This is a genomic window from Noviherbaspirillum denitrificans (assembly GCF_002211445.1).
Taxonomy (GTDB): domain Bacteria; phylum Pseudomonadota; class Gammaproteobacteria; order Burkholderiales; family Burkholderiaceae_D; genus Noviherbaspirillum; species Noviherbaspirillum denitrificans.
The window spans coordinates 4,187,366-4,206,129 of record NZ_LSTO01000001.1; the positions used below are offsets into that span (position 1 = coordinate 4,187,366).

General features: G+C 59.7%; 15 protein-coding genes. 4 read left to right on the top strand and 11 right to left on the bottom strand.

Annotation, left to right across the window (positions count from 1 at the left end; all coding sequences use genetic code 11):
- Positions 1–2: 2 nt before the first annotated feature.
- The 6 genes from AYR66_RS20305 to rpsB all read right to left on the bottom strand — a co-directional run bounded on the left by AYR66_RS20305 (position 3) and on the right by rpsB (position 5,060).
- Entirely contained in the window at positions 3–821 is an 819-nt protein-coding gene (locus tag AYR66_RS20305) for a phosphatidate cytidylyltransferase (protein ID WP_088709009.1), read from the bottom strand.
- On the bottom strand, positions 821–1,579 hold the full coding sequence (uppS, locus tag AYR66_RS20310; RefSeq protein ID WP_088709010.1) for a polyprenyl diphosphate synthase: 759 nt from the start codon (positions 1,577–1,579) through the stop codon (positions 821–823). The genes AYR66_RS20305 and uppS overlap by 1 nt, the downstream gene beginning before the upstream one ends.
- 164 nt (positions 1,580–1,743) lie before the next feature.
- A complete protein-coding gene (frr, locus tag AYR66_RS20315; protein ID WP_088709011.1) occupies positions 1,744–2,304 on the bottom strand; it encodes a ribosome recycling factor in 561 nt (186 codons plus the stop codon).
- Positions 2,305–2,338: 34 nt separating this feature from the next.
- A complete protein-coding gene (pyrH, locus tag AYR66_RS20320) occupies positions 2,339–3,055 on the bottom strand; it encodes a UMP kinase (protein WP_088709012.1) in 717 nt (238 codons plus the stop codon).
- Positions 3,056–3,299: 244 nt separating this feature from the next.
- Positions 3,300–4,181: a translation elongation factor Ts gene (gene tsf / locus AYR66_RS20325; RefSeq protein ID WP_088709013.1), complete on the bottom strand. Its 882-nt coding sequence runs from the start codon at positions 4,179–4,181 to the stop codon at positions 3,300–3,302.
- A gap of 129 nt (positions 4,182–4,310) precedes the next feature.
- Complete coding sequence (rpsB, locus tag AYR66_RS20330; protein WP_088709014.1) at positions 4,311–5,060, bottom strand: 30S ribosomal protein S2; 750 nt, start codon at positions 5,058–5,060, stop codon at positions 4,311–4,313.
- A 249-nt stretch (positions 5,061–5,309) separates the two neighbouring features.
- Between rpsB and map the strand changes: the two genes are divergently transcribed.
- Genes map through AYR66_RS20345 form a run of 3 tightly spaced genes read left to right on the top strand, consistent with a single transcriptional unit; the run spans position 5,310 to position 9,469 of the window.
- Positions 5,310–6,140 (top strand): type I methionyl aminopeptidase, encoded by an 831-nt coding sequence (map, locus tag AYR66_RS20335; protein ID WP_088709015.1) that lies wholly within the window; start codon positions 5,310–5,312, stop codon positions 6,138–6,140.
- 6 nt (positions 6,141–6,146) lie between these two features.
- A complete protein-coding gene (locus AYR66_RS20340) occupies positions 6,147–8,699 on the top strand; it encodes a [protein-PII] uridylyltransferase (RefSeq protein ID WP_088709016.1) in 2,553 nt (850 codons plus the stop codon).
- A 23-nt stretch (positions 8,700–8,722) separates the two neighbouring features.
- Complete coding sequence (locus AYR66_RS20345) at positions 8,723–9,469, top strand: pseudouridine synthase (protein WP_088709017.1); 747 nt, start codon at positions 8,723–8,725, stop codon at positions 9,467–9,469.
- Here the strand turns inward: AYR66_RS20345 and def are convergent.
- From def to AYR66_RS20365, 4 genes are read right to left on the bottom strand one after another with little or no spacing between them, the layout of a single operon-like run.
- Entirely contained in the window at positions 9,466–10,002 is a 537-nt protein-coding gene (gene def / locus AYR66_RS20350; RefSeq protein ID WP_088709018.1) for a peptide deformylase, read from the bottom strand. The genes AYR66_RS20345 and def overlap by 4 nt on opposite strands.
- Positions 9,999–10,874, bottom strand: coding sequence for a UTP--glucose-1-phosphate uridylyltransferase GalU (galU, locus tag AYR66_RS20355; protein ID WP_088709019.1), 876 nt, complete (start codon positions 10,872–10,874; stop codon positions 9,999–10,001). Before galU ends, def begins: the two co-directional genes overlap by 4 nt.
- Entirely contained in the window at positions 10,871–13,279 is a 2,409-nt protein-coding gene (ligA, locus tag AYR66_RS20360; protein WP_088709020.1) for an NAD-dependent DNA ligase LigA, read from the bottom strand. Before ligA ends, galU begins: the two co-directional genes overlap by 4 nt.
- A gap of 3 nt (positions 13,280–13,282) precedes the next feature.
- The gene (locus tag AYR66_RS20365; RefSeq protein WP_088709021.1) at positions 13,283–14,359 is read right to left on the bottom strand and encodes a cell division protein ZipA C-terminal FtsZ-binding domain-containing protein; all 1,077 of its coding nucleotides are present in this window, start codon (positions 14,357–14,359) and stop codon (positions 13,283–13,285) included.
- A gap of 437 nt (positions 14,360–14,796) precedes the next feature.
- On the opposite strand from AYR66_RS20365, the gene AYR66_RS20370 reads away from it, so the two are divergent.
- On the top strand, positions 14,797–15,087 hold the full coding sequence (locus tag AYR66_RS20370) for a hypothetical protein (RefSeq protein WP_141104113.1): 291 nt from the start codon (positions 14,797–14,799) through the stop codon (positions 15,085–15,087).
- A gap of 51 nt (positions 15,088–15,138) precedes the next feature.
- Here AYR66_RS20370 and smc read toward each other — a convergent pair whose 3' ends face one another.
- Positions 15,139–18,666 (bottom strand): chromosome segregation protein SMC, encoded by a 3,528-nt coding sequence (gene smc, locus AYR66_RS20375; protein WP_088709023.1) that lies wholly within the window; start codon positions 18,664–18,666, stop codon positions 15,139–15,141.
- Between the last annotated feature and the right edge of the window lie 98 nt (positions 18,667–18,764).

Genomic DNA, 18,764 nt, shown 5'->3' on the forward strand with positions numbered 1-18,764 from the left:
TATCAAATCCAAGTTCCAATCAAGACAGCAAGCGGAAGCGTCGGAATCAAGGCATCGATCCGGTCCAGGACGCCGCCATGACCCGGCAGGAGATTGCTGCTGTCCTTCATTTCCGCACGGCGCTTGAGCTGTGATTCAAACAGGTCGCCGACGATGCTTGCCGCGACCATCAAGGTCATCACTACTGCGAAACCCACCCATCCAAGCCCTGCGAGAACACGTGCGGCGAAGGTTTCCGCAAGTGGCGGGTAATGCGCAGATGCGGTTGCCAGTGCCACTACAGCAATCCAGCCACCAATGGCGCCTTCCCATGACTTGCCCGGCGAGATGGAAGGCGCAAGCTTGCGCTTTCCGAATGCCTTGCCGGCGAAATAGGCACCGATGTCCGCGATCCATACAATTGCCATCGCAGACAGCAGATACAACGGCGAATGCTGGAAAAGCGCAATGATCGCGGCAAAGCATCCCAGTAGTGTGATGCCGTACACAATATTCAATAGCCGGCTTCCCGCCGAGCCGATAACCGGAAGGCCAAGTCCAAGCGAAGGCGCAAGGCGAATTGCCCAGATTGCGACGCAAAGCGTGAAAAGAAACCGCGCCAGGGTTGCGTCAGCCAGATAAACGAAGACCAGGAAAACCGCCGTCCAGATTACCGCCGCGACGACGGGCTGCGATGCGCGGAACAGGCGCGCCGATTCCCATGCAGCGGCACCAAAGAAGACAGCAGTAACAGCCAGAAAGAAAGCCTGGGATTTTGAGTACAGGACCGAGAGAAGGACCGCGAGCAATACCAGCGCCGTGATGACGCGCGTCCTCAGCATCAGGACGCCTTCTTCTGTTCGACCACCTGCTCGCTCGTGCGCCCGAAGCGGCGCTCGCGCTGCTGGAAGGATTGAATGGCGAGGTCGAGCGCAGCACCGTCAAAGTCAGGCCAGAAGGTTTCAGTGAAATAGAACTCGGTATAGGCGAGTTGCCAGAGCAGGAAGTTCGATACCCTTTCCTCGCCGCCCGTGCGGATGAACAGGTCGGGCTCGGGCGCATATGCCATGGACAGGTGCTGCGACAACTGTTCCTCAGAAAAATCGGTCACGCCGGGGTTGGCCGTGACCATTTTGCCGACGGCTTGCATGATGTCCCAACGACCGCCGTAGTTGGCGCAAATGGTGAGCGTCAGCCGTGTATTGTTGGCGGTACGCCGTTCGGCGCTGGCGATCATCTCCTGCAACTTGGAATCGAAGCGGCCGAGATCGCCGACGATCTTCAAGCGGATTCCGTTGACATGAAGCTTCGCCACTTCACGCTCAAGTGCCGTCATGAATAGACGCATCAGGAGGGAAACTTCCTCGGCCGGGCGGCGCCAGTTTTCGGAACTGAACGCAAACAATGTCAGGTATTCGACACCTCGCTCGACACAAGCCTCAACCATCGCACGCACTGTCTCGACGCCCTTCTTGTGCCCCGCCACGCGCGGCAGGAAACGCTTTGTTGCCCATCGGCCGTTACCATCCATGATGATGGCAACATGGCGCGGCACGGCCGACGCGGACGGAATGGCTTGAGTTGAACTGGTATGCGTCATGGTCAGCTTGAGACGAAAAAGAGTTGTCGCAGGAACACGGCCCTGAAACGGCCGAGGCGAATATCAGCAGGTTCATCCCGCACCTCCTCTTTCTCGATGCAATCGGGTGCGGGTGGCGGGTTCCATGCAGACGCCCCCCACCGCCGGGGAATGCGTCGGTGCCGTCAAACGGTCAACAGTTCTTTTTCTTTTTCGGTGATCAGCTTGTCGACTTCAGCGACGAACTTGTCGGTCAGCTTCTGCACGTCGTCCTGCGCACGGCGCTCATCATCTTCGGAGCAGGCTTTGTCCTTCAGGAGCTTCTTGAGCGCCTCGTTCGCATCGCGTCGAATGTTGCGGATGGCGACCTTGGCGTCTTCGCCCTCGCCCTTGACGACTTTCACGATTTCCTTGCGGCGCTCTTCGGTCAATGGCGGGGTCGGCACGCGGATCAAGTCGCCCTGGGTCGACGGGTTCAGGCCGAGGTCCGATTCACGGATCGCCTTTTCAATCACGCCCACCATCTTCTTTTCCCACGGCTGCACACCAATGGTGCGCGCGTCGAGTAGGGTCAGGTTTGCTACCTGGCTGATTTGGGTCGGGGTGCCATAGTAATCGACGTGGACATGGTCGAGGATGCCCACGTGCGCGCGGCCGGTGCGAACTTTCGCGAGATCCGCCTTCAGTGTGTCGATCGACTTATGCATCTTCTGTTCGGCGGTTTTCTTGACGTCAACGACTGTCATTCTGCTCTCCTGTTTTGCTACGGGTACCACTTAGTTATACATGAACCAGCGTGCCTTCGTCGTCGCCCATGATGACATTCTTGAGGGCGCCCGGCTTGACGATGGAAAAGACCTTGATGGGCAGTTTCTGGTCCCGGCAGAGCGCGAACGCCGTGGCATCCATGACCTGGAGATGCTTGGAAATTGCCTCGTCGAAGCTGATGGTGCCATATCGCACCGCGTTACGGTCCTTGTTCGGGTCCGCGCTGTAGACGCCATCAACCTTGGTGGCCTTCAGCACGATTTCCGCGCCGATTTCCGATCCACGCAGGGCTGCTGCCGTATCGGTAGTGAAGAACGGATTACCGGTACCGGCGGCGAAAACCACGACCTTGCCCTCCTCCAGGTACTGGAGAGCTTTCGGGCGTACGTACGGTTCAACGACCTGCTCAATGCTGATGGCCGACATGACACGGGCGGTGATGCCGGCCTGACGCATTGCGTCAGCCAGCGCCAGCGAGTTCATTACGGTCGCCAGCATGCCCATGTAGTCCGCCGTCGCCCTGTCCATCCCCTGCGCGCCCGGTGCGACGCCACGGAAGATGTTGCCGCCGCCGATGACAATGGCCAGCTCCACGCCCAGCGCTGCCACCTCCGCGACATCTGCGACCATGCGCTCGATGGTGGCGCGATTGATGCCATATGCATCATCGCCCATCAACGCTTCGCCCGAGAGCTTGAGGAGGACGCGCTTGTAAGCTGGTTTTGTCATGGGCAAAGACTCCTAAAAATGTCCGGTTCTGCTAGATATTCGGTTGCGCCCTCTTCCACCTGCCTTCAGCCTTCGCAGGCTAAAGATTAGTGGAAATTCGGGGCTTATGCTCTACCTGGATATTGACGAAACTTAAAACAATGTCAGTTGGCAATAAAGTGCCGGATTTCGCCAAGGATCAGGTACACGCTGGATACGGATTGCTTACACCTAGAAAAACGGGCCTTTCGGCCCGCTTTCTTGCTTACGCCTGCTTGGCTGCTGCAACTTGTGCGGCAACCTCTGCCGCGAAGTCATCCTGCTTCTTCTCGATGCCTTCGCCGACGACGAACATGGTGAACGATTTGATCGTCGTGTTCGCAGCCTTGAGCATCTGCTCGACGGTCTGCTTGTCATTCTTGACGAATGCCTGGTTCAGCAGCGATACCTCCTTGAGGTACTTCTGCACGCTGCCCTCGACCATCTTGGCGACGATGTCGGCCGGCTTGCCGGATTCGGAAGCCTTTTGCGCAGCGATCGAACGCTCCTTCTCGATCAGGTCTGCCGGAACGTCGTTCGCGGACAGAGCGACCGGCTTCATCGCAGCGATGTGCATTGCCACATCCTTGCCGACCTGCTCGTCGGCGCCGTCGTACTCGACGAGCACGCCGATACGGGTGCCGTGCAGGTATGCGACCAGCTTGGAGCCGGTTTCGTAGCGCTTGAAGCGGCGGATCGACATGTTTTCACCGATCTTGCCGACCAGTGCAGAGCGCACTTCTTCGAGGGTCTTGCCGTCGACCGGCAGGGCGGACAGAGCGGCGACATCAGCCGGGTTCTTCTCAGCAGCCAGCTTGGCCGTCGTGTTTGCCAGGGCGATGAAGTCGTCGTTCTTGGTCACGAAGTCGGTTTCGCAGTTGACTTCGACGATCGCGCCGACGCCACCGTTGATCGCGACTGCGACCACGCCTTCAGCGGTAATCCGCGACGCCGCCTTGGAAGCCTTGCTACCCAGTTTCACGCGCAGGATTTCTTCAGCACGGGCCAGGTCGCCATCGGCCTCGGTCAGTGCCTTTTTGCATTCCATCATCGGCGCATCGGTCTTTGCGCGCAGTTCGCCTACCATCGCTGCGGTAATTGCCGCCATGTCTTTCTCCTCAATTCAGTGAGCGTCTATTCGGACGCATTCAATCAAAATACGTTCATGCCGGCTAAAAAAAAGGGGCGAACCGCTGTTTGCCCCTTCTTTGAAGCCCGACACTTCAGGCACAGGGCCTTAGGCTTGCTCGTTGACCTCGACGAATTCGTCTGCGCCACCCTTGACTGCTTCCAGCACTTCGGTGGTTGCATTGGCACGGCCTTCCAGGACAGCGTCCGCCACGCCGCGAGCGTAGAGGGTGATCGCCTTGGAGGAATCGTCGTTGCCGGGGATGACGTAGGTCACGCCTTCCGGGGAGTGGTTGGTATCGACCACGCCGATAACCGGAATGCCGAGCTTGCCGGCTTCGGTAATGACACCCTTGTGGTAGCCGACGTCGATGACGAAGATTGCGTCAGGGATGCCGCCCATATCCTTGATGCCGCCGATGGACTTCTGCAGCTTTTCCATCTCGCGCTGGAACATCAGGGCTTCCTTCTTGCTCAGCTTCTCGACAGAACCGTCTTCAATCGCAGCTTCCATATCCTTCAGGCGCTTGATCGAGGTCTTGATGGTCTTGAAGTTGGTGAGCATACCGCCGAGCCAGCGCTGGTCGACAAAGGGCATGCCTGCGCGCTGGGCTTCAGCAGCGAGGATTTCGCGCGCCTGGCGCTTGGTGCCGACGAACAGGATGGTGCCGCGGTTAGCGGACAGCTGGCGAATATACTTCATCGCCTCCTGGTACATGCCCAGGGTCTTTTCGAGGTTGACGATGTGGATCTTATTGCGATGACCGAAGATAAACGGGGCCATCTTGGGGTTCCAGAAGCGGGTTTGGTGACCGAAATGGACACCGGCTTCCAGCATTTCGCGCATGGTAACGGACATGAATTTCTCCAGGGTTAGGTCTGGAATCCGATCAGTCACCCTTGGTCTAACCAGGGCACCCTTTAGGACCGGATTCGCGATTTTCAAACGGGTTTCACTTGAAGTCGTTTCAAGCTAACCCAAGATTCTACCTTAATTTCAATGAATTATTCAAGAGAGCAAATTGCTTTTCCCAAGCGAATGGGCGCTGCCTCGACTATAATTTCGTATTAACTATTATCTACGCTTTCGCGCGTAGCCTTGCCAGCCATGGGTTCCATCAATATCAAAACCGAAGATGACATCAAGGGCATGCGTGTTGCCGGCCGCCTGGCTGCAGAAGTACTTGATTTCATTACCCCTCATGTCAAACCCGGCGTGACGACGGGCGAACTCGACCGCCTCTGCCACGAATACATGACCAACGTGCAGGGCACCATCCCTGCGCCACTGAATTACTGCCCGCCGGGCTATACCCCTTATCCGAAGGCGATCTGCACGTCCGTCAACGACGTCGTCTGCCACGGCATCCCGGGTGACAAGGCACTCAAGAACGGTGATGTCGTCAACATCGACATCACTGTCATCAAGGATGGCTACCATGGCGATACGAGCCGCATGTTTTATGTTGGCGAACCGTCCATTCTTGCCAAACGTTTAACGGAGATCACCTACGAATGCATGTGGCTGGGCATTTCCAAGATCAAGCCCGGCGCACACCTCGGCGACATCGGTTATGTCATCCAGCAGTATGCGGAAAAGGCGGGATACAGCGTCGTACGCGAATTTTGCGGACACGGCATTGGAAAGGTATTCCATGAAGAACCGCAGGTGCTTCATTATGGCCGGCCCGGAACGCTTGAAAAATTGCTTCCCGGCATGATTTTTACCGTAGAGCCGATGATCAACGCAGGCCGCCGCGAAATCCGCGAGATGGGCGACGGCTGGACGATCAAGACCAAAGACCGCAGCCTTTCCGCTCAGTGGGAACACACGGTGCTCGTGACCGAAACCGGCTTCGAGGTGCTTACGGTTTCCGCCGGCATGCCCCCGCCGCCCGCCTTCATCCAGCAGTCGCACCCCCACCCTGTCACGGCCTAGCGTCATATGGCATCCTTTGCATTGACGCTCAAGGAGCAGTTGAAAGCGGAGCGCCAGGCAGCGATAGCGACATTCCAGGCGGACGGAAAGCCGGAAAAACTGCTTACGCAGTTGCGCCAGAATGTCGATGCCGCACTGATCCAGGCATGGCAAAGCTTCGCCCTTCCTCCGAGCGCGGCACTGGTCGCTGTGGGCGGTTATGGCCGAGGCGAATTATTTCCCCATTCCGACGTGGATGTCCTCATCCTGCTGGACGGCACGCCCGACACCTTCCTGCAAGGAAAGCTGGAGGAACTGGTCCAGCTGTTCTGGGATATCGGGCTCGAAATCGGGCACAGCATCCGTACCGTCGAAGAATGCCTGATCGAGTCGGCTGCCGATATTACTGTCCAGACCAGTCTGCTGGAAAGTCGTCTTGTGACGGGAAACCGCAAGCTGTTCCAGTTTTTGCAAGAGCGCCATACAGCAGCCATCAATCCGCAAGCCTTCTTCCAGGCGAAGACCCTGGAGATGCGCCAGCGTCACGTGAAGTACGAGGATACACCGTACAGCCTGGAACCGAATTGCAAGGAAAGCCCCGGCGGCCTGCGCGACTTGCAGGTCATTCTCTGGGTCGCGAAGGCGGCCGGCCTTGGCGATTCCTGGCGCAAGCTGGCTGAACGCGGCCTGATCACACCGACCGAGGCGCGCCAGCTGACGCAGAAGGAACGCGCATTCAAGGACATCCGCATCCGCTTGCATATCCATGCCGGCCGCCGCGAAGACCGGCTGGTCTTCGACGTGCAAACACCGATCGCGGAATCCTTCGGTTTCCAGACAAATGAAACGCGTCGTGCCAGTGAATACCTGATGCAGCACTACTACTGGGCAGCCAAGGCAGTCACCCAGCTCAACACCATCCTGCTGCAGAACATCAAGGCGCAGCTGTTTCCACAACCCGGCTCGCCTCAACCGATCAACGAGCGCTTCAACGAGATCAACGGGCTAGTCGATATTGCCCGCGACGACACCTTTGAGACGACGCCGTCGGCGATGCTGGAAGTATTCCTGCTGATTGCCCAGCATTCGGAGATCAAAGGCATGACCGCGCGCACGCTGCGGGCGCTTTGGCATGCACGCTTCAAGATCGACAGCAAGTTCCGCCGGGACCCCGCCAATCGCGCACTGTTTCTCCAGATCCTGCAGGCGCCGCAAGGCATCACGCACGCGCTGCGCGGCATGAACCAGACCAGTATCCTTGGACGCTACCTGCCGAACTTCCGCCGGATCATCGGCCAGATGCAGCATGACCTGTTCCACGTCTACACGGTCGACCAGCACATCCTGATGGTGGTGCGCAACGTGCGCCGCTTCACAATGACGGAGCACGCGCACGAATACCCCTTCTGCAGTCAGCTGATGGCGAATTTCGCGCAACCATGGCTGCTTTATATTGCTGCCCTCTTCCACGATATCGCGAAGGGGCGCGGTGGCGACCATTCTGAACTTGGCATGGCGGATGCACGCAAGTTCTGCAAGGAGCACGCATTGTCGAAGGACGATACCGAACTGGTGGTCTTCCTCGTACAGCACCATCTGTCGATGTCGCAGGTCGCCCAAAAACAGGATTTGTCCGACCCCGACGTTATCCGCAACTTCGCGACGCTGGTGAAGGATGAGCGCCACCTCACCGCGCTTTACCTGCTGACCGTCGCCGATATCCGCGGTACCAGTCCCAAGGTCTGGAATGCGTGGAAAGGCAAGCTGCTGGAAGACTTGTACAAGATGACCCTTCGCGTGCTCGGCGGCGAGGATCCGTCGACCGACCACGAGCTGCATGACCGCCAGGATGCGGCGCTCAAGACACTCCGGCTGTACGGCTTGCCACAGGATGCACACCAGCGGCTGTGGCAGCAGCTGGACGTCGCGTACTTCCTGCGCCATGACGCCGCCGATATCGCCTGGCAGACGCGCTCGCTCTACAACAAGACGGACAGCGCAAAACCGGTCGTGAAGTGCCGCCTGGCGCCGATCGGCGAAGGCGTTCAAGTCGCTGTCTACGTCAAGGACCAGCCTGACCTGTTCGCGCGCATCTGCAGCTACTTCGACAAGAAGAACTTCAGCATTCTCGACGCGAAAATCCATACCACGCGCCATGGTTACGCGCTGGACACCTTCCTCGTGACGGAGCCAGCCTTTGCCAACAATTACCGCGACATCATCAGCCTCATCGAGCATGAACTGACGGAACTGCTCGAGTCGAGCGCACCGCTACCCTCGCCGATCAAAGGCCGTCTGTCGCGCCTTTCGCGCACCTTCCCGATCACGCCGACTGTGGACTTGCGGCCGGATGAAAAGGGGCAGTATTACCTGCTCTCAGTGTCGGCCAACGACCGCAACGGCCTGCTGTATTCGATCGCCAACGTGCTCGCGAAGTACCGCGTCAACCTCCACACTGCAAAGATCATGACGCTCGGCGAGCGCGTGGAAGACGTCTTCCTGGTGGACGGGCCGATGCTCCATAACGCACGCAGCCAGATCCAGCTTGAAACGGACTTGCTGGAAGCGCTGCGCGTCTAACCACTTATTTTTATTGCTGCACCATGACTGAACCTGTACGCCTGTCCAAACGCATGTCCGAACTCGGCCTGTGCTCGCGCCGCGAGGCGGACGAATGGATTGAACGCGGCTGGGTGCGCGTTGACGGAAAGATTGTCTCCGAACTCGGCTCCAAGATCCTGCCGAACCAGCGCATCACGATCGAACGGCAGGCGGCAGCGCAGCAGTCCAGGCGCGTGACGGTAATCCTGAACAAGCCAATGGGATTTGTCAGTGGCCAGGCGGAAGACGGCTACAAGCCGGCCGTCACCCTCGTGTCCGGCGATACGCGCTGGAAGGAAGACAAGACCCCGATCCAGTTCCATCCAAGTCACTTGCGCAGCCTCGTTCCGGCGGGACGGCTCGACATCGATTCGGTCGGTTTGCTCGTCCTGACGCAGGACGGACGGATTGCCAAGCAGCTGATCGGCGAAGATACATCGATCGAGAAAGAATACCTGGTACGCGTCCAGTACACGAAACCGGGCAAGCTGCCGGACTCCGACCTGAAGCTGCTCAATCACGGGCTCTCGCTCGATGGCAAGAAGCTCCTGCCGGCAAAGGTTCGCTGGCAGAACGATGACCAGCTGAACTTCATCCTGCGCGAAGGGAAAAAGCGCCAGATCCGGCGCATGTGCGAAGCGGTCGGCCTCAAGGTGCTCGGGCTCAAGCGCGTGCGTATCGGCCGCGTCAAGCTGGGAGAACTGCCGGTTGGACAGTGGCGCTACCTGAGCAGCGACGAACAGTTCTAGTCGTCCGCCGGCGCGTCAAGGCCGGGGAACAGCACCTCCACGAACCCGAAGCGCGAAAAATCCTTGATCCGCATTGGATAAAGAATCCCGGCCAGGTGGTCGCATTCGTGCTGGACGACGCGGGCGTGGAAACCGTCGGCGTCGCGGCTGATCTGCTTGCCGTACTGGTCGACGCCTTCGTAATGCAGGCGGCTCCAGCGGGGCACAATGCCTCGCAGTCCCGGCACTGAAAGACATCCTTCCCACCCCTCTTCCATATCGTCCGAAAGCGGCGTCAGGACAGGATTGATCAATACCGTCTCGGGAACGGCTGGCGCATCCGGGTAGCGAACATTGTTCTGGAATCCGAAGATGACCAGTTGCAGGTTCACGCCGATCTGCGGAGCAGCAAGCCCCGCACCATTCGCGGCGCGCATGGTGTCGAACATGTCGGCGATCAATGCATGCAATTCCGGCGTATCGAATTCCTTCACCGGTTCCGCCTGGCGCAGCAGGCGCGGGTCGCCCATCTTGAGAATGTTGCGGACAGTCATTTCGATTGCTCCAGGTAACGGGCGAATTCCTGCCCCATTTCGGGATGCTTGAGGGCCATGGCCACAGTCGCCTTCAGGTAGCCGAGTTTGGAGCCGCAATCGAATCGCCTTCCGTCAAAGCGGTAGGCCATGATGCGTTCCTGCTGCATCAGCCGGGCAATGCCGTCGGTGAGCTGGATTTCGCCACCTGCGCCTTTGCCGATCAGTTCAAGTTGGTCGAAGATGCTGGCGTTCAGGACATAGCGCCCCACGACGCCAAGCGTGGAAGGCGCCTGCTCCGGAGCCGGTTTTTCGACGATGCCGTCCACCAGTTCCAGGCGCTCCTTGTAGGGGTGCGAACTGACGATGCCGTACTGCCGTGTTTCTTCGCGCGGCACGTCCTGGACTGCGAGGATACTTGCCCCTTCCACGGCGTAGGCATCCAGCATCTGGCCGAGGACAGGCGTTTTTCCGGCATCGACATCCATCAGGTCGTCCGCGAGCAGGACAGCGAAAGGCTCGTCACCGATCACGGGACGTGCGCACAGCACCGCATGGCCCAGCCCCAGCGGCGCGGGCTGGCGCATGTAGATGCAATGGATGCCCTTGGGAACGGACTCGCGCAGGATCTCGAGCAGCTCCGTCTTGCCACCAGACTCCAGCTCGAGCTCGAGTTCATTGGCGGAATCGAAATGGTCCTCGATCGCGCGCTTGTTGCGCCCGGTAATGAAGACCATGTCCGTGATGCCGGCGGCAACTGCTTCCTCGACCGCATACTGGATCAACGGCTTGTCGACGACGGGCAGCATCTCCTTGGGCTGTGCTTTCGTCGCGGGTAGAAAGCGTGTGCCCAGGCCGGCAACGGGAAAGACGGCTTTTCGTACTCGTTTCATTTTTCGTCCAGCAGCTTGCGCAGGCCGACTTCGTCGATGACGGGCACGCCAAGCTCCTGCGCCTTGGCCAGCTTGCTTCCTGCTTCTTCACCCGCGACCACATAGGATGTTTTTTTCGATACCGAACCGGAAACCTTGCCGCCTGCGGCTTCGATCATTGCCTGCGCCTCGTCGCGCTTCAGCACCGGCAAGGTGCCAGTCAAGACAAAGGTTTTGCCGGCCAGGTGTCCTTCTGTCACGGCAGCGCCGGCGGGAAGCTGTTCCAGCAGTGTGCGGCAAACTGCGTCGAGAGCAAGCAGCTGCGAGGCATGCTCGCCTACTGCGAGCCATGCGGCGATCGATTCCTTGATGTTCTTCGGCAGGTCGACCTGATCGGATGCGGCCGCATCGGCAAGCGTTGCAATAGTTACGCCCTGCTCCGCCGCCTGCCGGCAACGTGTCTCAGTGAACTTCGGAATGCGCAGCGCGGCAAGCAGCTCTGCCGGTGTCAGTTTGTCGCGCAGTTTCGGATTCGGTGCATGCTCATCGCGAGGCGCCAGCTTTGCCGAAAGCAGCTTGTCGATCGCCTGCTGGTTGCGTTCCTCGGTAAAGAATTCAGCGATCGATTCAGCCACCGTATCGCCGATATCTGGAAGAACGCGAAGCAATGCCACCGGTGCCTGCCGGATGTTGGCGAGCGTACCTAACCAGTCGGCCAGCGTCTTGGCCGTCGTTTCACCGACATGCCGGATGCCGAGGGCAAACAGGAGGCGCTCCAGCGGTGGATTCTTGCTCGCTTCGATGGCGGAAATAAGGTTTTCCGCCCACTTGGTCGCGATCTTGCCCTTCTGCACCGTCTCGGGATTGATGCCGTCGCGTTCGTCCGCGCGGCGCTTCATCTCGAGCAGGTCATCGAGGGTCAGGCGATACAGGTCGGCAATGCTGTGGACATAACCGAGGTCGACCAGGTTTTCGATGTAACGGTCGCCGAGGCCTTCGATGTCCATCATGCGGCGACCGGCGAAATGGGCAATCGCCTGCTTGCGCTGCGCAGCGCAGACCAGCCCGCCGGTGCAACGCCAGTCCGCTTCGCCCTCTTCGCGGTCGATGTGGCTGCCGCAGACCGGGCACTTGCCGTCCAGGCGCTGGAACATGTCGAAGGGCTGGCCGGCATCCGCCGGGCGGCGCTCGAGTACGACAGAGACAACTTCCGGAATGACATCGCCGGCGCGGCGCACGATCACCGTGTCGCCGACACGCACGTCCTTGCGGCGCGTCTCGTCCTCGTTGTGCAGCGTGGCGTTGGTAACCGTCACGCCGCCGACGAACACCGGTTCCAGTTTCGCGACGGGGGTCAACTTTCCCGTGCGGCCCACCTGCACGTCGATATCGCGGACGACGGTCATCTGTTCCTGAGCCGGATACTTGTGCGCGACAGCCCATCGCGGCTCGCGGGATACGAAGCCGAGACGGCGCTGGAGCGTATAGCTGTTGACCTTGTAGACGACGCCGTCGATATCGAAGGGAAGCGCGTCCCGGATCGAAGCAACGTGCTCGTAAAACCCGGCAAGACCGGACGCACCCGAAACCACCCTGCGTTCGCCATTGACGGGCAAGCCCATGCGGGCCAACGAATCGAGAGTTGCGCCATGTGTTTCAGGTATGTCCCAACCCTGCACATCGCCCAGGCCATAGGCGAAAAAGCTCAGGGGGCGCTGTGCCGCGATCGCTGGGTCCAGTTGCCGCACCGCGCCGGCTGCCGCATTGCGAGGATTGACGAAGGTCTTCTCGCCCTTTTCGCGCTGGCGCTCGTTCATGCGTTCAAATGCGTCGCGGCGCATGTAGACTTCGCCACGCACTTCCAGCACCGCCGCATTGCACCTTTCAAGACGCAGCGGGATCTGGCGGATAGTGCGGATGTTCTGCGTGACGTCTTCGCCGGTCGCCCCGTCGCCGCGCGTCGCGGCCTGGACGAGCACACCGTTTTCGTAACGGATGTTCAGGGCAAGGCCGTCAAACTTGAGCTCCACCGCGTATTCCAGCGGTGCCTCGTCCGCGCCGAGTCCCAGTTCACGACGTACTCGTGCATCGAACGCGGTTGCGCCGGCCTCCGTTGTATCGGTCTCTGTGCGGATAGACAGCATCGGCACGGCGTGGCGCACCGGTTCGAATTGCGGAAGCGGTTTGCCGCCAACGCGTTTGGTGGGCGAGTCGGGCGAGGCCAGCTCAGGGTGCGCTTCCTCCAGCTCGACCAATTCGCGGAACAGCTTGTCGTATTCCGCATCAGGAATGGTGGGTGTGTCGAGGACGTAATAGGCGAGGTTATGTCGGTTCAGTTCCGCCTTTAGCCAGGCGGCGCGCTCCTGCCACTGCGCCAGGTCGGGACCCGGCGCAGTGGCAGGATTCGAAAACAGGTCTGGTTGCATGCGTCAGCTGAAGAGGCGCAATGCGCGCGTGGAGCCCGCGGGAATGTTGGCCGCCTCCATGTGCTTGTAGAACGCATCGACCTGCTCGGCGATTTCGGCCAGCGCGGCATCGGCCAGCGGCTGGTTGCCATCGTCCACGACGACGCCATCAAGCCGTGAGGCAAGCATGCGCGCGCACGCAATCATCGCACCGAAGCCGTCGCGGGCCGGCGAAACGCGCGGCACGTCGAGCAGCAGTGTCAAGCGGGTCGTGGTTTCCGCCGCCAGCGTCACATTGGTGGAAAGCGAGAACAGGATGCCGCCCTCTCCGTCGGGCATCACCAGCCGGCCATCAGGACGCAGGTCAAACCCCTGGCGTTCGAGTGCTGCAAGCAGGGTATTGATGGCCCAGGGCGCGCCTCTCGAATGGACATTGACGCTCAGTTGTGCATCGTATTCGGCCACGAACTGGTGCAGCGAACGGGCGCGTGACATGACGTGCCCCATGTCCGGCACATCGAGGTCCGCATCCATCTCGTCCGCCAGCTGGCGAAGCCGTGCAATGAGTTCCGAATATTCGATTTCGTTCAGCGATCCGCCGCGATTCGCCAGCTGGACGCCCGCAAACAGCGAATAGTACTGCGCGCCATGAGCGACGGGTTCCCAGGTGCTGTCTTCACGCTGTCCGATGAAATGGACCGGCTTGTTGCCGACATGGCGAAGGGTTTGCAGCTTCGGCAGCAATTTTTCGCCGCGCAGGGGCGCCTGGAGTGTGATGGAGATCGAGCAATCGATCAGGTCGTCGACCGGCAATTCCTTTTGCTGGACTTCGACGAGCTTTTCGATCTGTTCATCCGACGGCGATTCAGCTGCACCGGTTTCTGCCGTTACCGGCTGCGCCAGTTCGCCCTGTGCCAGTGTGGGCTCTTGCCGGGTTCCCGGCGGAACGTCGGAAGGCGTCATCAAGACGTCGTCATGCTCGGACGAAAACGCACGTTGTACGCTCTTCCTCGCCTTGTATTCCTGCCACTTGTTATAACTGATTACACCGACGACGATAGTGCCGCCGATGGCCATGAGGCTCATTTGAAGTTCCGTCATGCCTCACATACCTTAATGGGAAAAGGATGGACCACGTGCCATCCCGCATTCAGTGATCGGTTCATTTACGAATCCAGATAGATGCCGTCGCGCAAACCATTGTGCCGTGCGGCTTGGGGACGAGGTGACTCCCTCGCCAATACCGGGCTGAGAGTAGTGTCCGACAATAAAGTTGTCAAGCAAGACAGTCCGGTCTTTCGAGTTGTCTTTCTTGCAGGCCATTTGAAAAATGTTCACCAGGAATTGATCCTTGCCGAAACATCGGTTCCGGCCCGTTGACGTTCATCAATACAGGGGAAATGTTGTGAACAATAAAATAACAACTATTCCGCAGCGACATTTTTCCACTGCGAAGCGCGCGCCAGTGTCATTGCCGAAACGTGTTCCGCTCGATGCAACGGAACGCCACGAAATTCCTTTCTTATTTGGAGGATTGCATGGAGTCTCAATACCGAACAAGCGCGGGCATTACCAACAAACAAGGAATGAACATGCGCTCCGCCCATTCAGGTTTCGACATTTCCAAGTCGAAAGAATTCAAATTCCAGCAACTCGCCATGCTTTCAATCAGCCCCATTGTCCGCTCTGTCCAGCGCTGGTGGTTGCAACGTGCTGAACAACATTATCTGATCTGCGCAGACGTCGAACAGCAGCGCGCACGGGAAGCGCAGATGAATGTTGCCTACTACCAGAAGCGCGCCGCCATGGCACGTTCCGCGCGCATCTGACCAGGTTCGTTTGCGTGCGGCGCTCCCGCTGCACGCAAACGCCTCGCCGCCTCAGGCCGCTTGTGCCTCTGTCGCAAAATTCGCGGCCGACTCCATATCCACCGCAACGATACGGGAAACACCCTGCTCCTGCATCGTCACACCAATCAGCTGCTGCGCCATCTCCATCGCGATCTTGTTGTGCGAGATGAAGAGGAACTGCGTCTGCGACGACATCCGTTTGACCATGTTGCAAAAGCGCTCGGTATTGGCGTCATCCAGCGGCGCATCCACCTCGTCCAGCAAGCAGAAAGGCGCGGGATTGAGCTGGAACATCGAAAACACCAGCGCAGTCGCTGTCAGTGCCTTCTCGCCGCCCGATAGCAGGTGGATCGTTGCATTCTTCTTGCCGGGCGGCTGCGCCATCACCTGCACCCCGGAATCCAGGATTTCCTCGCCGGTCATGATGAGCTTGGCTTGGCCGCCGCCAAACAGCACCGGGAACAGTTCGCCGAAATGCTTGTTCACCTTGTCGAAAGTGTCCTGCAGCAATTCGCGGGTTTCCTTGTCGATCTTGTTGATTGCATCTTCGAGCGTGGTGATGGCCTCGGTGAGGTCGGCATGCTGCGAATCGAGGAATTTCTTGCGCTCGCTGGCTTCGGCCAGTTCGTCAAGTGCGGCAAGGTTCACTGCCCCCAGGGCGGCAATTGCATTGGTCAGGCGCGTGACTTCACCCTGCAGGTAGGACGGACGCAGGTCGCTGCTCAGCTTCTCTGCAAGCGCAGCTTCATCCGCCTGGGCTTCAATCAGCTGCTGTGCGTACTGCTCCTGGTTCAGGCGCGCAGCCTGCTCCTTGAGCTGCAACTCCATGATCTTGTCACGCTGCGGCTGGAGGCTGCGTTCGGCTTGCAGGCGTGACTCTTCGGAATGGCGCAACTGCTGGGTCAGCTGGTCCAGTTCATGACGTGCATCCGCAAGTGCGCGTTCCTGCGTCGTGCGCCGTTCGAGCAGGTCCTGCAGGCCGGCCTGTGCTGCCTGGTCGTCCAGGCTTTCAAGTTCCAGGCTGCCTTGCTGCATGCTGGCAAACAGGCGCGCGGACTGCTCCAGTGCGGTCGCGATGCTGCGTTTCAATTCTTCGATCTTGTTGCGGTGCGCCTTCTCGGCAAACTCCGCTTCCTGCGCCGCACGCTCCAGTTCACGCAAACGCAGGCGGGCATCGTTCAGCTGCTGCTCCCTGGCGAGGTACTGCGTCTGGCCCTCTTCGTGCTTTTCCTGCATTTCGGCCAGCTCGATGTCCAGCTGCTCGAACTTCGCTTCGGACTCTTCCTTGGCCTGCACCTGCTCGGCTTCCTGCGCGGCGATTTCTGCCAGGTCGGACTGGATCTGGGTGCTGCGCTGGTTGAAGCGGTCCTGCACTTCGGACAACTTCATGACTTCCAACTGGAGGCTGTGAACGGCTTGCGTCAGCTGGCCCACGCGCTGGCGCAACTCGCCGAGGCGCTGCGTCGCCTGTGTCAGGGCCGATTCGGCGCGAACAGCGCGTGACTTCGCTTCGTCGGCAAGCATTTGCTGGGCACGCAACTGCTTCGTGATGTTTTCGATTTCCTGCTGGCGGGCAAGCATGCCGTCCTGCTCCGAATCGGACGCATAGAAGCGCACACTGGTCTTGCCAACCACGTGGCCCTGCTTCGTCACGAAATAGCCGCCAACCGGCAGCTTCGCTCGATCCGCGAAGGCGGAATTGACATCGTCCGCAACGAAGACGTTGTGCAGCCAGTCCTGCATCAACGCACGCAGGCCGGGCTCGTTCAGTTGTAGCAGGCTGATGAAGGGCTTCAGTCCGGCGGGTGCCTCTTCGGCCGCGATACCCGCCGCGTTCGGGGTGAACAGCGCGAGCTTTGCCGGCGGCGCGTCGTTGAAGAAAGCCTTCGCCCAGTCGAGGTTCGACATTTCCAGCGCGGAGGTGCGCTCCCGCAGCACGGATTCCAGCGCCGTTTCCCAGCCCTGGTCGATATGCAACTTCTGCCAGAGGCGCGGCAGTTCGCCGAGTTCGTGCTTCTTCAGCCAAGGCTGCACCTTGCCCTGCGTCTGCACGTTTTCCTGCAGTTGCTTGAGGGCGGCCAGGCGCGCCTCCAGCTGTGCGTTGTTAGCTGTTTCGGTATTCAGCTGCTGCTGCGCGACGCGGCGCTCTTCCTCCAGCTGGGGCTGCTGCTCCTGTGCCGCTTCCAGCTGCTCGCGTGCCTCTTCCAGCGACATCTGCTTTTCCTCGAGCTGCATCTTGAGGTTGTTCAGGTGCGCGGTATCCGGCATTGCCATGCCGTTCTTTTCCTGCTGCAGGCGTTCGCGACGCGACGCCAGGTTGGCCAGGATGCTCGAGGCATTGCGCTGGTGCGCCGATTCCAGTTCAATCTGCTGCTGGACTTGCATGATCTTGCCGCGCGACTCGGTAGTCGCCAGCTGCGCTTCACGCCATGCCTGCTCCAGTGCCGGCAGGTTGTCGTTCTGCGATTGTGCGGCCTGCTGCGCCTGCTCGACACGCAGGCCATGCTCTTCGAGGCGCATTTCCGCTTCCTCGAGTTCTTCCTGTTGCTGCTGGCCCTGGCGCTGCCACTGGTCGCGCTGCGCGGTCAGCGAATTCAGTTGGGATTGCAGGCGGTTGCGCGATTCGATGACGAACTTGATCTGCGCTTCCAGGCTGCCGATCTCGGAGTTGGTCTGGTACAGATGGCCCTGTGCGGTGTGCATGCGGTCGCCGGCCGCATAGTGCGCCTGGCGCATGTGCTCCAGTTCCGTCTCGACGTGGCGCAGCTTGGCGGTCTGCTCTTCGAGTTCGGTCTGGGCGCGCTCGATGTCGCGGAAGTATTTTTCCTGCTCGGTTTTGGCTTCGTTCTTGCGCAGGAGCCACAGCAGCTTCTGCTTCTCGTCCTGGTCGGCCTGGAGTTCGCGGAATTTTTGTGCAACAGCGGCCTGGGCTTCCAGTTTTTCGAGGTTGGTGCCCAGTTCGCGCAGGATGTCCTCGACGCGGGTCAGGTTCTCGCGGGTATCGTGCAGGCGGTTTTCGGTCTCGCGGCGGCGTTCCTTGTATTTCGACACGCCGGCGGCTTCCTCAAGGAAGATGCGCAGGTCTTCCGGGCGCGCCTCGATGATGCGCGAAATCATGCCCTGGCCGATGATCGCGTAAGCGCGCGGGCCAAGGCCGGTGCCAAGGAAGATGTCCTGGATATCGCGGCGGCGCACCGCCTGGTTGTTGATGTAATACGTCGAGGTGCCGTCGCGGGTCAGCGTGCGCTTGACGGCGATTTCCGCGTACTGGCCCCACTGGCCGGCCGCGCGGCCGTCGCTGTTGTCAAATACGAGTTCGACGGAGGCGCGGCCGGCCGGCTTGCGGCTGGTCGAACCATTGAAAATCACGTCCTGCATCGATTCGCCGCGCAGCTCGGACGCCTTGGATTCACCCAGCACCCAGCGCACCGCATCCATGATGTTGGACTTGCCGCAGCCGTTCGGTCCCACCACGCCTACCAGCTGGCCAGGCACCTGGAAGTTCGTCGGATCGACGAAGGACTTGAATCCGGATAATTTAAGGGAATTTAGACGCACGTTATCGACTGTTCTTGACTAGTTGAAGCAGGCAGATACTGCCGCCCGGGAAAAGGGCCCTATCATAACATTTCGCCCTCGCCGGACGGCATATTCAC

Excerpts from the sequence above, each read along its gene's own strand:
- AYR66_RS20305 (WP_088709009.1), bottom strand. The coding sequence starts at position 821 with ATGCTGAGGACGCGCGTCATCACGGCGCTGGTATTGCTCGCGGTCCTT.
- uppS (WP_088709010.1), bottom strand. The coding sequence starts at position 1,579 with ATGACGCATACCAGTTCAACTCAAGCCATTCCGTCCGCGTCGGCCGTG.
- frr (WP_088709011.1), bottom strand. The coding sequence starts at position 2,304 with ATGACAGTCGTTGACGTCAAGAAAACCGCCGAACAGAAGATGCATAAG.
- pyrH (WP_088709012.1), bottom strand. The coding sequence starts at position 3,055 with ATGACAAAACCAGCTTACAAGCGCGTCCTCCTCAAGCTCTCGGGCGAA.
- tsf (WP_088709013.1), bottom strand. The coding sequence starts at position 4,181 with ATGGCGGCAATTACCGCAGCGATGGTAGGCGAACTGCGCGCAAAGACC.
- rpsB (WP_088709014.1), bottom strand. The coding sequence starts at position 5,060 with ATGTCCGTTACCATGCGCGAAATGCTGGAAGCCGGTGTCCATTTCGGT.
- map (WP_088709015.1), top strand. The coding sequence starts at position 5,310 with ATGGGTTCCATCAATATCAAAACCGAAGATGACATCAAGGGCATGCGT.
- AYR66_RS20340 (WP_088709016.1), top strand. The coding sequence starts at position 6,147 with ATGGCATCCTTTGCATTGACGCTCAAGGAGCAGTTGAAAGCGGAGCGC.
- AYR66_RS20345 (WP_088709017.1), top strand. The coding sequence starts at position 8,723 with ATGACTGAACCTGTACGCCTGTCCAAACGCATGTCCGAACTCGGCCTG.
- def (WP_088709018.1), bottom strand. The coding sequence starts at position 10,002 with ATGACTGTCCGCAACATTCTCAAGATGGGCGACCCGCGCCTGCTGCGC.
- galU (WP_088709019.1), bottom strand. The coding sequence starts at position 10,874 with ATGAAACGAGTACGAAAAGCCGTCTTTCCCGTTGCCGGCCTGGGCACA.
- ligA (WP_088709020.1), bottom strand. The coding sequence starts at position 13,279 with ATGCAACCAGACCTGTTTTCGAATCCTGCCACTGCGCCGGGTCCCGAC.
- AYR66_RS20365 (WP_088709021.1), bottom strand. The coding sequence starts at position 14,359 with ATGACGGAACTTCAAATGAGCCTCATGGCCATCGGCGGCACTATCGTC.
- AYR66_RS20370 (WP_141104113.1), top strand. The coding sequence starts at position 14,797 with ATGGAGTCTCAATACCGAACAAGCGCGGGCATTACCAACAAACAAGGA.